Annotated in this window: 12 protein-coding genes and 2 tRNA genes; 5 read left to right on the top strand and 9 right to left on the bottom strand. The window is 62.5% G+C overall.

The features are described 5' to 3' along the window. From ACTJK4_RS16200 to ACTJK4_RS16220, 5 genes are all read right to left on the bottom strand, one after another. Window positions 1–765 carry an arginyltransferase gene (locus ACTJK4_RS16200; protein WP_414560704.1) on the bottom strand — a complete coding sequence of 255 codons (765 nt, stop codon included), beginning with the start codon at window positions 763–765 and terminating at the stop codon, window positions 1–3. After that, the gene (gene aat / locus ACTJK4_RS16205; RefSeq protein ID WP_440818390.1) at window positions 752–1498 is read right to left on the bottom strand and encodes a leucyl/phenylalanyl-tRNA--protein transferase; all 747 of its coding nucleotides are present in this window, start codon (window positions 1496–1498) and stop codon (window positions 752–754) included. Before aat ends, ACTJK4_RS16200 begins: the two co-directional genes overlap by 14 nt. A 24-nt stretch (window positions 1499–1522) precedes the next feature. Beyond that, window positions 1523–2110 carry an NUDIX hydrolase gene (locus ACTJK4_RS16210; RefSeq protein ID WP_092970156.1) on the bottom strand — a complete coding sequence of 196 codons (588 nt, stop codon included), beginning with the start codon at window positions 2108–2110 and terminating at the stop codon, window positions 1523–1525. 192 nt (window positions 2111–2302) lie between these two features. Then, window positions 2303–2379 (bottom strand) — tRNA-Met (locus ACTJK4_RS16215). 28 nt (window positions 2380–2407) lie between these two features. Beyond that, a tRNA-Met gene (locus tag ACTJK4_RS16220) sits at window positions 2408–2484 on the bottom strand. A 229-nt stretch (window positions 2485–2713) separates the two neighbouring features. Here ACTJK4_RS16220 and ACTJK4_RS16225 point away from each other — a divergent pair. Beyond that, window positions 2714–3748 carry a quinone-dependent dihydroorotate dehydrogenase gene (locus ACTJK4_RS16225; protein ID WP_440476555.1) on the top strand — a complete coding sequence of 345 codons (1035 nt, stop codon included), beginning with the start codon at window positions 2714–2716 and terminating at the stop codon, window positions 3746–3748. 12 nt (window positions 3749–3760) lie between these two features. Here the strand turns inward: ACTJK4_RS16225 and ACTJK4_RS16230 are convergent, their stop codons facing one another. After that, entirely contained in the window at window positions 3761–4000 is a 240-nt protein-coding gene (locus tag ACTJK4_RS16230; protein WP_440818391.1) for a hypothetical protein, read from the bottom strand. Between the two features lie 392 nt (window positions 4001–4392). Here ACTJK4_RS16230 and ACTJK4_RS16235 point away from each other — a divergent pair, with 392 nt between their 5' ends. Continuing rightward, on the top strand, window positions 4393–6294 hold the full coding sequence (locus tag ACTJK4_RS16235; RefSeq protein WP_440818392.1) for a potassium transporter Kup: 1902 nt from the start codon (window positions 4393–4395) through the stop codon (window positions 6292–6294). Between the two features lie 82 nt (window positions 6295–6376). Here ACTJK4_RS16235 and ACTJK4_RS16240 read toward each other — a convergent pair whose 3' ends face one another. Together ACTJK4_RS16240 and ACTJK4_RS16245 are read right to left on the bottom strand one after the other, a co-directional pair. Next, entirely contained in the window at window positions 6377–6835 is a 459-nt protein-coding gene (locus ACTJK4_RS16240) for a hypothetical protein (RefSeq protein ID WP_440818393.1), read from the bottom strand. Window positions 6836–7022: 187 nt separating this feature from the next. Beyond that, entirely contained in the window at window positions 7023–9356 is a 2334-nt protein-coding gene (locus ACTJK4_RS16245; protein WP_440818394.1) for a Tex family protein, read from the bottom strand. Between the two features lie 110 nt (window positions 9357–9466). Here ACTJK4_RS16245 and ACTJK4_RS16250 point away from each other — a divergent pair, with 110 nt between their 5' ends. The 3 genes from ACTJK4_RS16250 (at window position 9467) to ACTJK4_RS16260 (ending at window position 12698) form a co-directional block, all read left to right on the top strand. After that, window positions 9467–10231 carry a hypothetical protein gene (locus ACTJK4_RS16250; RefSeq protein ID WP_232042924.1) on the top strand — a complete coding sequence of 255 codons (765 nt, stop codon included), beginning with the start codon at window positions 9467–9469 and terminating at the stop codon, window positions 10229–10231. A 34-nt stretch (window positions 10232–10265) separates the two neighbouring features. Beyond that, window positions 10266–10469 carry a DUF465 domain-containing protein gene (locus ACTJK4_RS16255; RefSeq protein WP_232042923.1) on the top strand — a complete coding sequence of 68 codons (204 nt, stop codon included), beginning with the start codon at window positions 10266–10268 and terminating at the stop codon, window positions 10467–10469. An 84-nt stretch (window positions 10470–10553) separates the two neighbouring features. Further along, on the top strand, window positions 10554–12698 hold the full coding sequence (locus ACTJK4_RS16260; protein ID WP_440818395.1) for an ATP-dependent DNA helicase: 2145 nt from the start codon (window positions 10554–10556) through the stop codon (window positions 12696–12698). 66 nt (window positions 12699–12764) lie between these two features. Here the strand turns inward: ACTJK4_RS16260 and ACTJK4_RS16265 are convergent, their stop codons facing one another. Continuing rightward, on the bottom strand, window positions 12765–13634 hold the full coding sequence (locus tag ACTJK4_RS16265) for an outer membrane protein assembly factor BamD (protein WP_313903694.1): 870 nt from the start codon (window positions 13632–13634) through the stop codon (window positions 12765–12767). Between the last annotated feature and the right edge of the window lie 15 nt (window positions 13635–13649).

Here is a 13649-nt window from a genome sequence, read left to right on the forward strand (position 1 = left end):
TCATTTCGTGGCTGGTGGCGCTACGTCTTTAAACTGCCGCCACTCGCCATTGACGAGCAGTTCCAACGGCTGGAACAGCGCCTTATAGGCCATCTTCCGGCTCTGCTCTATCCAGTAGCCGAGATAAACGTAGGGCAGGTCCAGCGCCTGCGCCTGGGCGATCTGCCACAGCACGTTGTAGGTTCCGTAGCTCGCCTTCAGTTCGATCGGGTCGTAGAACGTGTAGACCGACGATAGCCCGTCTTCCAGCACGTCGATCATGCTCACCATGCGCAGCTTGCCCGCCGATGGCGATTCGGGTGGCTCTCGAAACTCCACCAGACGCGAATTCACGCGGCTCTGTAGCAGGAACTGCTCGTATTGATCGCGGCTGTCGTGGTCCATGCCGCCGCCCGCGTGACGGACGGACTGGTACAGGAGATAGAGCTGATAGTGCTCTTCGACATAGGTAAGCGGTGCAACCAGCGCCTCAAGCCCTTGATGCCGCTCGGCGGCACGCCGTTGCGCACGCGATGGCGCATATCGATCAACGACGACGCGGCATGGCGTGCATGCATGGCAGTCGTCGCAATGCGGGCGGTAGGTGAAGATGCCGCTACGCCGGAAGCCGGCGCGCACGAGCTTTGAATAGACGTCGGCATTGATCAGGTGCGCCGGCGTGGCGACCTGCGAGCGCGCCAAGCGGCCATCGAGATAGCTACATGCGTAAGGCGCGGTGGCATAGAACTGCAATGCCGAGAGGGGGAGTTCCTTAAGCTTGCTCATTGCGCACGGTCCACCGGCGGAGCACCGATTTGTCGAAGTGCCACGGCACAATGGCCGGCGCGTTGGCCGCTTCCCGCACATGTGCGAGAAACGCCGCGCGAGGCACCGGGGCACCGCCCAGCGACGCCAGATGCTCGGTCTCCTGCTGGCAGTCTATCATCGCGACGCCCTGACCGCCGAGGAAGGCACAGAGCGCCGCGAGCGCGATTTTCGAGGCATCGGTACGGCGGGCAAACATCGATTCGCCGTAGAACATGCGGCCGAGCGCCACCCCATACAAGCCACCCACGCGTTGGCCGGCGTGCCACGTCTCGACGCTATGCGCGTAGCCGCGGCGGTGCAGGGCGGTATAGGCCTGAATGACGTCTTCAGTGATCCACGTGCCGTGCTGCCCAGGGCGCGCTGTGGTGGCACACGCGACCATCGTTTCGCGGAAGGCGTGGTCGATGCGGATTTCCCAGGCTGGGTCGTCAAGCACACGGCGCAGCGTCTTGCGAAAGGTGGTTGAGACGCGAAAATCCTCGGGGCGAAGCACCATGCGCGGGTCTGTGCTCCACCACAGCACCGGCTGGCCCTGGGCATACCACGGAAAAATGCCTTGCCGATACGCGATCAGCAGCCGCTGCGGCGATAGCTCCGCGCTGGCGGCCAGTAGCCCCGGCGCTTCGGATTCCGGCCCGAGCGCGCGATCGACCGGCGGGAAGGAATCGTGCGGATCCAGCCAGGCGATCATGATGCAGACAACGTGAGGTAGGCGTTACGGCGTCGTGGCCGGCGTGTCGATCGCGGCCGAGCGCATCGGCTTGTAGATGTCGAGCGTGTGGAGGCGGAAGCTGCCGTCGGCAAGCTTGCCAGCCGCGCGATCGGCGAAGAAGCAACGCAGCGTGTGGATGACGGTCGGGAAGGCCAGATCATCCCACGGGATGTCGGCTTCATTGAAGAGCGCGACTTCAAGGCTTTCTTCGCCCGGCGCGAAATCCAGATCGTTCAGCTTGGCTAGGTAGAACAAGTGCACTTGATGCACGTGCGGCACGTTGAGTACCGAATACAGCTCGCCGATTTCGACGTTGGCGCCGGCTTCTTCCTGGGTTTCGCGGTTGGCGGCCTGGGCGGTGGTCTCCCCGATTTCCATGAAGCCTGCGGGCAAGGTCCAGAAGCCGTAGCGCGGTTCAATGGCGCGCTTGCACAGGAGAATCTGATCGTTCCAAACGGGCACGGTGCCGACCACGTTGCGCGGATTCACATAGTGAATCGTATTGCAATGGTCGCAAACGTCGCGCAGTCGGTTGTCACCGGCGGGAATGCGCGAGACGACTGACTGGCCGCAGTTGGAACAGAATTTCATGGGGAATCGTCGCGGGTGGAATATCTCAGTGTATCACCGCAGCGAGGCGGCCCCGCGCAGCGCGGGGTGGGACGGCAGTATCGACTGAGTTGCCCGCAAAACGGTGCGTGGAAACGTAGAAAAGCAAAAAGCCCGCTGTGTGCGGGCTTGATGATTTGGCTCAGGTCTTGGAGCGAGCCGTTCTACTTTGGCTGGTTGCGGGGGCAGGATTTGAACCTGCGACCTTCGGGTTATGAGCCCGACGAGCTGCCAGACTGCTCCACCCCGCGTCCGTAGAAACGCATTCGACTTTCTGGCTGGTTGCGGGGGCAGGATTTGAACCTGCGACCTTCGGGTTATGAGCCCGACGAGCTGCCAGACTGCTCCACCCCGCGTCCGTCGAATAAAAAATTATAGCGACATCTGTGCGGCGATGCAACACTTTTCTCGTCTGCATGCATTTTGATGGTGCGTATTGCCCCTGTAACGGGCCCGCGAAGTCAGGCGAGGACTGGCCTTTGGACACTTCGTGCCTAGCCGCGTTCGAAAGCGGCGCGCACGGTGCATTGCGGCGTGCCGGCCGTTTACAATGCCGCCTTTCGCGTTCTTCTCTTGATTCCGATCGTGCTCAACGCCCTGTACCCGTTTGCCCGCCCGCTGCTGTTTTCGATGGATCCCGAAGACGCGCATCACTTCACGCTGAACCAGCTCAAGCGGGCACACGCGATGGGGCTCTCAGGCTGCATCGGTGCACGCGTAGCCCCGCAGCCGCGCACGGTGATGGGCGTTAAGTTTCCTAACCCGGTTGGGCTGGCGGCTGGCTTGGACAAGGACGGTGCGTATATCGATGCACTCGGCGCGCTCGGCTTCGGTTTTATTGAAGTCGGCACGGTCACTCCGCGCGCGCAGCCAGGCAACCCGCGCCCCCGCATGTTCCGCTTGCCGGCGGCCAATGCGCTCATCAACCGCATGGGTTTCAACAATGGCGGTGTCGATGCATTCATCAATAACGTGAAGGCATCGAAATGGCGTGAGGCGGGCGGCGTGCTCGGCCTGAACATCGGCAAGAACGCAGACACGCCGATCGAGCGTGCTGTCGACGATTACCTGCATTGCCTTGAGCGTGTGTATCCGCACGCGAGCTACGTGACGGTGAACATTTCATCGCCGAACACGAAGAACCTGCGTCAGCTCCAGGGCGCGAGCGAGCTGGATAGCCTGCTCGGTACGCTGCGCGATGCACAACAGCGTCTTGCAGACCAGCATAAGCGCTACGTGCCGGTGGCACTGAAGATTGCGCCAGACCTGGACGACGACCAGATTGCCAACGTTGCCGACGCGCTGCTGCGCCACAAGATGGACGGCGTGATTGCAACCAACACGACGATCAGCCGCGAGGCTGTCGCCGGTCTGGCACATGCGGAAGAGGCGGGCGGACTGTCGGGTCAGCCTGTGCGTGAAGCCTCGACGCGGGTGATTCGCGCATTGCATGGTTTGCTGGGCGATGCGGTGCCCATCATTGGTGTGGGCGGCATCCTCGCCGGGGAGCATGCACGCGAGAAGATCGACGCTGGCGCGCAGTTGGTACAGCTGTATACGGGGTTGATCTATCGCGGGCCGGCGCTTGTGGCGGAATGCGCCCGCGCACTGGCGCGTTGAAGGCGGCCGCGCTCAGCGGCGAAGCAGGAAGAGGATGAGCGCGCTGGTGGCCACCACGGCGGCTGCCAGGTCGTACGGCCCAGCGTAATCGGCCCACACAGTTGGGTCGAGCCGCTGCATGAAAGCCGGTTGTGCCAACGGCAGGATCATGCGCGGGATCGCAAACAATAGGGCGGCCACGACCAGCAGCACAATCAATGCGGTCAGCGAAGGCTTGGAGCGCCCCAAGATGCGGATGAATGATTGGGGCAAGGCCGTCCCCGTTTTGGAAGCGTCGGGCAGCTGATTGCCAGCTGCTCAACAAAAATTTGCAATGAACGTTTGTCAGGCATTTTCCTACAAAGTTCTGTCGGTTGCAGTCCTACTTTCGGCTACGTGTAGCAGAGCCTACATAATGTGTTGCCCTTGAACCGAGGTGGCCGACCCGCGCTGCACAATGTGCTTTATTCGGGAGTTTGTGTGCCAGGGCAACGTTATTTCGGCCCTACAGAACGCTTTATTTGCATGGCTGTGCATCGTGATGCACCGCGGCAACGAATGCCCGTCTGAGGGGTTGGCGTGGCGGAGGCGGGGAGTACAATCCGCCCTCATTGTGCAATGCACGATTTTTTGAGCGGCCAGCCATTCGGCCGATTTCCAAGTTCATGAGTCAAGCTCTCACAGCAACCGGGTCGCCCCAGACCAACGTGAACCTGCGCGCTATGGTGATCGGCGCCGTGGGTGTGGTGTTCGGAGACATCGGCACCAGCCCCCTGTATTCGCTCAAGGAGTGCTTCAGCCCCGATCACGGCATTCCTTTCTCCAGCGGTGCTGTGCTCGGCATCATCTCCATGCTGTTCTGGGCGATGGTGATCGTGGTGTCGCTCAAGTATGTGCTGTTCGTCATGCGCGCCGACAACAACGGCGAGGGCGGCATTCTTGCGCTGATGGCACTGTCGCTGCGTACGGCCAATACCAATTCCAAGCGCATGTCGCTGCTGATGATGCTGGGCGTCTTCGGTGCCTGCATGTTCTATGGCGATGCGGTGATCACGCCGGCCATCTCGGTCCTGTCGGCCATGGAAGGTCTTGAAATTGCCGCGCCCGCATTGACGCCGTTCGTCTTGCCCATCACGCTCGTGATTCTGGCGGTGCTGTTCTTCATCCAGCGAAGCGGCACGTCGGTGGTCGGCAAGTTGTTCGGGCCGGTAATGCTGCTGTGGTTTGCCGCGCTGGCCGCGCTGGGCATGATGAATCTGGTGAAGGCGCCGCAGATCCTGGTGGCCGTCAACCCGATGTATGCGATTTCGTTCCTGCACGACCATGCGCTGCAGGCGTTCATCGTGTTGGGTTCGGTGTTCCTGGTGCTGACTGGCGCTGAGGCGCTGTACGCCGACATGGGCCACTTCGGCGCCCGTCCGATCCGCTGGGCGTGGTTCTTTATCGTGGCGCCCAGCCTGCTGCTGAACTACTTCGGCCAAGGGGCGATGTTGCTGACTGACCCAAGCACCATCGAAAACCCGTTCTATCGTTCGGTGCCCGAAGCACTGCAACTCCCGATGGTGGTGTTGGCTGCGGCGGCTACCGTCATTGCCTCGCAAGCTGTGATTTCGGGCGCGTTCTCGCTGACGAGCCAGGCGATCCAGCTGGGTTTTGTGCCGCGCATGCGCATTCGCTACACCTCAGAAGCCGAGATCGGCCAGATCTATGTGCCGATGGTCAACTGGATGCTGCTGATCCTGGTGGTTGGCGTTGTGCTGGCGTTCAAGAAGTCCGACAACCTGGCCGCCGCCTACGGCATTGCCGTGACCACAACGATGGTCATCACCACGGTGCTTGCGGCAGTGGTGATGCGCTCGGTCTGGCGTTGGCACCCAGCGCTGGTGACGCTCGTGAGCCTCTGTTTCCTGGTGGTCGACATGGCGTTCTTCTCGGCCAACCTCTTGAAGATTCGCGATGGCGGTTGGTTCCCGTTGACGCTGGGCGCCGGTGTGTTCTTCCTGCTGATGACCTGGTACAAGGGCAAGAAGCTTTTGCGGGCTCGCAGCCTGGAGGATGGCATTCCGCTCGAGCCGTTCCTGGCGGGGTTGCTGGCGCATCCGCCGCATCGTGTCGAGGGCACGGCCGTTTTCCTCACCGGCAATACTGAATTCGTGCCGGTGTCGTTGCTGCATAACCTCAAGCACAACCGCGTGCTCCACGAGCGCGTGATCTTCATCAGCTTCGTCACGCGCGATATTCCCTACGTGGACGACAAGCAACGCGTGTCCGTGCGCGATCTGGGCAGCGGCATCTACATCGTCAAGGCGGAGTACGGCTTTAAGGAAACGCCGGACGTGTACCGCGTGCTCGAACTGGGGCAGCCGCAGATCGGCATGCGCTGCGAGCTGATGGATACGTCGTTCTTCATCGCGCGCGAATCGGTGGTGCCGTCCAAGCTGCCGGGCATGTCGATGTGGCGTGAGCGTCTGTTTGCGTGGATGCATCAGAATGGCGCCAAGCCCTCGGACTTCTTCCACATCCCAGCGAACCGCGTGGTGGAGTTGGGTACGAAGGTCGAAATCTGACAGACTGTACCGCTGCATAACAAACGGCCCGTGCGAGAGAAACGCACGGGCCGTTTTGTTTGGGTGTCAGGCGATGTTCGGGTTAGATCTTCGAGGCGTCGTGGTCGCGTTTGTGCACTTCATGGTTGCGCGCGTGTACGTCGTGGTTGCGATCCTTGACGTCGGCGTGCAGGTCCTTGCGGTCCTGGTGCAAATCACGGCGATCGGCATTGACCTGATGCTGATCTTGAGCGCGTTGCTTGCTCCAGTATTCGGCACCCTTGACGTTGCCGTTCGCCAGGTCGCGATCTTCGCGGCGTTGCGCGGTATTGCGCTCAGCGCGTTCGTCAGTCAGCGCGGCCTTGTCGTTGCCGATATCGGCACGGTCGTGGCGGATGTCGCGGTTGTCGTGGCGGATGTCACGGTTGTCCTGATGGATCTTCTGATTGTCTTGCTGGACTTGGGTAACAGGCGACACAGGAGCCGGCGGCGTGGTCTGCGCGAAAGCGGCGGTACCGGCAACAGCAAGCAGGGCAGCGATCAGGGTGTGGCTCGTCTTCATGGAGTTTCTCCTCGTGGGTGCCAGGCGGTGTGTGCCTGTGTCTCCATAACGGGCCGAAAAGACACGGCGACGACGCGCGAGTGTTAGGAAAGATCCATGCGCGTAAGGACTTGTAACGACCGAGCTCAGCCATGAAAAAACCCGCCGAGTCCGAAAACCGGGCGGGTTCCGATAAACAGGGTCTGCTTTAGCGCTTGAGCTTGGCGAATGCTTCGGCCATGGCGCCGGATGGTTCCGGCGCGCGACGTTGCTGGCCGCCGTGGCGACTGCCGCCGCTGCTCGGCCGGTCGCCGCCTCCGGTGCGCGGGGCCGCCTGACCCGGCTCATCCGACAGGCGCATCGTCAGGCCGATGCGGTTGCGCTTCACGTCCACTTCCATCACCTTGACCTTGACGATCTGGCCGGGCTTGACCACCTCGTGCGGGTCGCGAACGAATTTGGTCGACAGCGCCGACACGTGTACCAGACCATCCTGATGCACGCCGATGTCGATGAACGCGCCAAACGCCGCCACGTTTGTCACTACGCCTTCGAGCACCATGCCGGGCTGCAGGTCCTTGATGTCTTCCACGCCGTCCTGGAATGTCGCCGTCTTGAACTCTGGGCGCGGGTCGCGGCCGGGCTTTTCCAGTTCAGAAAGAATGTCGACCACGGTCGGCAGGCCGAACTTCTCGTCGGTGAAGTCGCGAGCGGTCAGGCCGCGCAGCGCCTCGCGGTTGCCGAGCACGTCCCCGATGCCCTTCTTGATGCTGTCCAGGATGCGCTTGACCACCGGATACGCTTCCGGGTGCACCGACGAGCGATCGAGCGGATTGTCGCCGTCATTGATGCGCAGGAAGCCGGCGGCCTGCTCGAAAGTCTTGTCGCCCAGGCGCGGCACTTTCTTGAGCGCGTCGCGGTTGGCGAACGCGCCGTTGGCATCGCGGTACTCGACGATGTTCTTGGCGAGGATCGAATTCAGCCCTGACACACGCGCCAGCAGCGGGGCAGAGGCCGTGTTCACATCCACGCCGACTGCGTTCACGCAATCCTCGACGATGGCGTCCAGCGCGCGGGCCAGCTCGCGCTGGTTGACGTCGTGCTGATACTGGCCAACGCCGATCGACTTCGGGTCGATCTTCACGAGTTCGGCCAGCGGGTCTTGCAGGCGTCGTGCGATCGAAACCGCGCCACGCAGCGACACGTCCAGCTCCGGGAATTCCTTGGCCGCCAGCTCCGACGCCGAATACACCGACGCGCCGGCCTCGCTCACCACGATCTTGGTCAGCTTCAGCTCCGGCGCGTTGCGCATCAGGTCTTGCACCAACTTATCGGTCTCGCGGCTGGCTGTGCCGTTGCCGATGGAAACCAGTGCCACGCCGTGTTGTTTCGCCAGCCGCGCGAGCGTGGCGAGCGAGCCGTTCCAGTCGCGACGCGGCTCGTGCGGGTAGATCGTGGCCGTTTCCAGCAGCTTGCCGGTGTGGTCGACCACGGCGATCTTGCAGCCCGTGCGGATGCCTGGGTCGATACCCATCACCGCCTTGGCGCCAGCCGGCGCCGCCAGCAGCAGATCGTGCAGATTGCGACCGAAGATCTTGATGGCTTCGGCCTCGGCGGATTCGCGCAGCTGCGTGAGCAACTCGGTTTCGATATGCGGCTGGACCTTTACGCGCCAGCACCAGCGGCATACATCCGACAGCCACTTGTCAGCCGCGCGGCCCTTGTTTTCGATGCCGACGTGGCGCGCGATCATGATTTCGCACGGGTGCGGGTTCAGCGCGTCCTGTTCTTCGCCCAAACCGAGCTTCACAAACAGCACGCCCGCGTTGCGGCCGCGGAACAGTGCCAGCGCGCGGTGCGACGGCACGTTCCGGATCGGCTCGCTGTATGCGTAGTAATCGCGGAATTTTTCTTCTTCGGCGGTTTCCTTGCCTTCCACCACGGTCGACGAGACCTGCCCCTGATTCCAAAGGTGGTCGCGCACCTTGCCAAGCAGCTCCGCCGTCTCGCCAAATTGCTCGGAGAGGATGTCGCGCGCGCCGTCCAGCGCTGCCTTCACGTCCGGCACGCCACCATCGGCAGTCGGGTTGCCGTTGACGAACTTGGCGGCTTCCGTTTGAGGATCGAGCGTCGGGTCGGCCAGCAGGGCCTGGGCCAGCGGCTCCAGGCCGCATTCGCGGGCGATCTGGGCGCGCGTGCGGCGCTTGGGCTTGTAGGGCAGGTAGAGATCTTCCAGCACCTGCTTGGTTTCGGCCGCCTCGATGGCGGTGCGCAGGGCATCGGTCAGCTTGCCTTGCTCTTCAATGGAAGCCAGGATGGCCGCGCGGCGGTCTTCCAGTTCGCGCAGGTACAGCAGGCGCTCTTCCAGATTGCGCAGTTGCGTGTCGTCCAGGTTGTCCGTCACTTCCTTTCGGTAACGTGCAATGAAGGGCACGGTGGCGCCTTCGTCCAACAGTTGCACGGCGGCGGCAACCTGCTGCGGCCGGACCGCCAGTTCAATGGCGATGCGGGAGACGATCTTCTGCAACACGGAATCAGTCATTGCTTCCAGAGAGTGCGATGGAAAGCCGCGCATTTTGCCACAACGCGAACCCTGTTCCTGAGCTGAAATCCGTGGCCGCGCGGCGTTTGCCGCACAGGCGCGGTGATAAAATGCGCGTTATGCCTACGCTCCTGTTTTCTGCCCGTCGCCGCGCAGCTGCGCGCCGCGCCTCCCGTCTGGTTCTGCCGGCGTCCATGCTCAGTGTTGCGCTGCTTGCCGCGCCCGCATGGAGCCAGTCTTCGCCGGCCTCCGCGCCAGCCGCGGCGGTGCCCGCCACGCAGCCCGATTTCGGCGCCGAGCACGATCGCATTACCAGCGCCAAAGCCTGGGCGGAATACCGCTACGCCCAGGCCGAGCGCGCTTGCTACGACAAATTCCTCGTCACGCGCTGCATCGACAAGGCCAAGGATGTGCGTCGCACGGAGCTCCACACCATCCGCGAACGCGAGCTTGCACTGGACGAAGCCGAACGTGCCGACCGCGCTGCCCGCCGCGACCAGGAGCGTGCCATCCGCGAGGCTCAGTACAACGCCGAGCGCCCCCAGCGCGAAGCCGCCGAGCAGAAGAATCGCACCGATTTCGCGAACAAGCAGGAGCAGCAGCGTCTGAATGAAGCGCAGCGCCAGGCCGAAGCGCCGCAGCGCGCCGCCAATGCGCAGGCTGCGGCCAAGAAGCAAGCCGATTACGACGCCAGGCTGAAGGCGGCGCAGGAGCAGGGCGCCGCCAATGCCGCCAAGCGTGCGGAAAACGTCAAGCAATTCCAGGAAAAGCAGCAAGACGCGGCCAAGCGCCAGAAGGAACTGGAAGAGCGCCGCGAACAAAGCAAGCACCGCAAAGAGCAAAACCAGAACAACACCAGTCCGCTGGGGTTCTAAACTTCAGCCAAGGCCGGGTTTCCGGAGGAGAGCGATGGACAGCGATCTGAATACGATCTCGCGTCGCATCATTGAATTGCAGATCGAGCACCGCGATCTCGATTTCCTGATCGACCGGCTGGCAGCGACCGTCGGTCACGACGAATTGCAGTTGCGCCGCCTCAAGAAGCGCCGTCTGAAACTCAAGGACACCATCACCCTGCTACAGTTGCAGGTTGAGCCGGACGTGCCGGCTTAACGCCTGCCCAAAGCGGGTTCGACTCTCATCCCGAGAGGCCGCAATCACGTGCGGCCTCCGTCATTTGACCCCACGGATTCCGCGTTGACTTCGCTTTCCCCGCTGGCCGAGCCGTCGGCTGATTCCGACGCCGATACCAGCGACGCTTCGGCTCCCGCTGCCTCTGTCCCTGCCGATGCCCATCATGCCGAGCTGGCGACGCTGTTCGCCGACGAAGGCACGCTGGCCAAGGGTATCGATGGCTATCGGCCCCGCAGTGCCCAACTAACGATGGCGCAGGCCGTGGCCAACGCCATCGAGGCCGCCGATTCGATCATCGTCGAGGCTGGCACGGGCACCGGTAAAACCTACGCTTATCTGGTCCCGGCGATGCTCTGGGGCGGCAAGGTGATCCTGTCGACCGGGACGAAAAACCTGCAGGACCAGCTTTTCCTGCGCGACATCCCGACCGTGCGCAAGGCGCTGAATGCGCCGGTGTCGGTGGCGCTGCTCAAAGGGCGCGCCAACTACGTTTGCCATTACCACGTAGAGCGCACGTCGCAGAACGGGCGCCTTTCTTCGCGCCAGGACGCCGCGTGGCTGCGCCAGATCAATCTGTTCCTGAAGACCACGAAAACGGGCGACAAAGCTGAACTTGCGAGCGTGCCCGAGAACGCACCGGTGTGGAGTCTCGTCACGTCCACGCGCGACAATTGCCTGGGTTCGGACTGCGCGTATTACAAGGACTGCTTCGTCATGCGCGCCCGCAAGGAGGCGCAGCAGGCTGACGTGGTGGTGGTCAACCATCACCTGTTCTTCGCGGATGTGATGTTGAAGGACACCGGCATGGCTGAACTGCTGCCCGCCGCCAACACGATCATCTTCGACGAAGCCCATCAGCTGCCCGAAACCGCCACGTTGTTCTTTGGCGAGACGATCTCTACGAACCAGATTCTCGAGCTTGCGCGCGACAGCGTGGCCGAAGGTCTTTCGCACGCTCGCGATGCGGTGGATTGGGTCGCGATTGCGGCACCGCTTGAGCGTGCCGCGCGTGATCTGCGCTTGGTTTTCCGTCAGGACGGCTCACGCCTGTCGATCAAGCAGATTGACAATGATGCAGCGCTCGCCAAGCCGTTCTACGAGGTGCTGCCCAAGCTGGAGCAGGCGCTTTCCGACTTTACCGGCGCGCTGGAAGCCCAGGCCGAACGCGCCGAGACCATCGAGCAATGCCATCGCCGTGCGGTTGCGCTGTGCGAGAAGCTTGAAGCGTGGGCCGATCCCAAACCGCCCAAGGCGCCCAAGAAAGAAGGGGATGCTGCGGGCGCGGACAGTGAGAGTGCGGGCCCCGTTGACGAGCGTGTGCGCTGGGTCGAGGTGTTTGCCAATTCCGTGCAATTGCACCTGACACCGTTGTCGATCGCGCCAATCTTTTCGCGCCAGCGTGCCGGTCAGCCGCGGGCGTGGGTCTTCACCTCGGCCACGCTTTCGGTGCGCGGCAACTTCACGCATTACGCCGCGCAACTGGGCCTGGATCGTGATCGCTCAATGACGCTCGACAGCCCGTTCGATTACGCAGCACAAGGTTTGCTGTATGTGCCGCGCGATCTGCCGCAGCCGAGCGATCCGCGCTTTACCGATGCGGTGCTCGACGCCACCTTGCCCCTCATCGAGGCGGCGGGCGGCAAGACGTTCCTGCTATGCACAACGCTGCGCGCAGTGAATCGCGCCGCCGAGCGGTTGTCAGATGAATTCGCTCAACGCGGCTGGGATTTCCCGCTGCTCGTGCAGGGCCAGGCCAGCCGTACGGAATTGCTGGACCGTTTCCGCGCGCTCGGCAACGCCGTGCTGATCGGCAGCCAAAGCTTCTGGGAGGGCGTGGACGTACGCGGCGAGGCGCTCTCGCTGGTCGTCATCGACAAATTGCCGTTTGCCCCGCCCGACGATCCGGTGCTGAGCGCCCGCATGGAAGCGCTGGAGAAAAAGGGGCTGAGCCCGTTTGCCGTCCACCAATTGCCGCACGCGGTGATCACGCTCAAGCAGGGCGCAGGGCGGTTGATTCGCTCCGAGACCGATCGCGGCGTGCTGATGATCTGCGACCCGCGGCTCGTTGAGAAGAACTATGGTCGCCAGATCTGGCAGAGCCTACCGCCGTTCAAGCGTACGCGCGAGGCGCAGACGGCTGCCGAATTCCTGCGTTCGCTGCGGCCGGAGAGTTCGGGGGATCTGCCTGCCGGTAACACTGAAGACTGATTCGCACGCACAAACAAAAAGCCCGGCCAATCGACCGGGCTTTTTGCTGTGCTATTCAAGCCTTGTTTACCACCACTGGTACCAGGGCTTGTCTTTCTTGCGCTGGCCGTAGGCGAGGAAGTCGCTCTTCGGGTAGTTCTGCTTGATGATGCGCTCGGTGTCGTCGCGCATGTCTTTCATGCCCAGCGCCTCGTACGACTTCATCATGATGTACAGCGCTTCTTCCACAGCGGGGGCGCGGTCGTAATCCTTGATGGCGTCTTGCGCGCGGTTCACGGCCGCGAGGTACGCCCCACGGCGATAGTAGTAGCGCGCGGCGCCCACTTCATGCTCGGCCATCGCGTTCACGATGTACTGCATGCGTTGCGTGGCGTCCGGCGTGTACTTGCTGTTCGGGAAACGCGTGATCAGCGTCTTGAACGCGTCATAGGCAGCACGCGCGGCCTTCGGGTCGCGCTCGCTCAAGTCCTGGTTCGAGAAGCGGCCGAGCCAGCCCAGGTTGTCGTTGAAGTTGATCAGGCCCTTGAGGTAATAGGCGTAATCGACGCTGGGATGATTTGGGTGCAGCTGAATGAAGCGATCCACCGCGGCCAGCGCGGCAGCCGTCTCGCCATCCTTGTAGTTGGCGTAGGCGGTTTCGATCTGGGCTTGTTGGGCGTACGGGCCGAATGGATAGCGGCTTTCGAGCTTTTCGTAGTACTTGACCGCCTTGGCGTAGTCGCCGCCGTCGAGCGAGTCCTTCGCTTCCGAATATAATTTGTTGGCTGACCAGCCGGCAGTTTCGTCTTGCTGCTCCGGCAGGATGCCGCAGGCCGAGATAGCCAAGCATGCAACGCCTGCCACCAACACTGCTCCGATTTGTGCGCGGATCCGACTGCCGATTCGGCTGCCGATTCGATTACCAATACGCGCCTGCTTTACGCTCGTGACCGACATGGGCACCTTTTCTGA

The sequence above is a fragment of the Ralstonia sp. 22111 genome, from assembly GCF_052045895.1.
Taxonomy (GTDB): Bacteria; Pseudomonadota; Gammaproteobacteria; order Burkholderiales; family Burkholderiaceae; genus Ralstonia; species Ralstonia wenshanensis.